Source organism: Alcanivorax sp. HI0044, assembly GCF_001634945.1.
In genome coordinates this window covers 1-764 of the sequence record NZ_LWEZ01001677.1, presented here as the reverse complement: position 1 = coordinate 764, position 764 = coordinate 1, and the positions used below count along the sequence as shown (strand labels likewise).

The window sequence follows — 764 nt, the reverse complement described above, 5'->3', positions numbered from 1 at the left end:
CCAGTTTCCAGGCCGCCAGACGGACCATTTGCTGCGCCGCCACTAACTCCGTGGCCATGTCGGCCAGAGTGAATTGCACGGTTTGGAAATCGCCAATGGCCTGACCAAACTGTTTGCGTTCCTGCACGTATTGCTGGGCCTGGCGCAGGGCCGCCTGGGCCGCCCCCAGAGAGCAGCTGGCAATATTGATACGGCCACCATCCAGGCCGGCCATGGCGATGCGAAAGCCCTGCCCTTCTTCACCGATCAGGCAGTCCGCAGGAATGCGTGCATCTTCAAGAATCACTGCCCGGGTAGGCTGGCTTTTCCAGCCCATCTTGGCTTCGTTACGGCCGTAGCTGATACCCGGCGTATCCGCCGGAACGGCAAAGCAGGAAATGCCGCCGGCACCGTGCCCACCGGTACGTGCCATCAACACCAACACATCGGTATCGCCCGCGCCGGAAATAAACGCCTTGGCGCCGTTCAGCACATAATCATCACCGTCTTTTTTTGCGGTGGTGCTTAACGATGCGGCATCGGAACCGGCACCCGGTTCGGTAAGGCAATAGGACGCCAGTTTTTCACCGCTCATCAATGCTTCGGCCCAACGCGCCCGGATGGCATGGCTGCCAAAACGGGTGAGCATCCAGGTGGCCATATTGTGGATGGTGATAAAGGCGGTGGTGGAGGTGCAGCCCTGGGAGAGTTGTTCAAAGATCAACGCCGCATCCAGCCGGCTCAACCCCATGCCGCCGTATTCTTCATCGCAGTACAGGGAGCAG

Annotated in this window: 1 protein-coding gene; it reads right to left on the bottom strand. The window is 59.8% G+C overall.

Annotated elements, in window-relative coordinates:
* Nucleotides 1–764 (bottom strand): acyl-CoA dehydrogenase family protein (locus A3730_RS25195; RefSeq protein ID WP_063539238.1); only part of this gene is annotated, 764 nt, incomplete at both ends.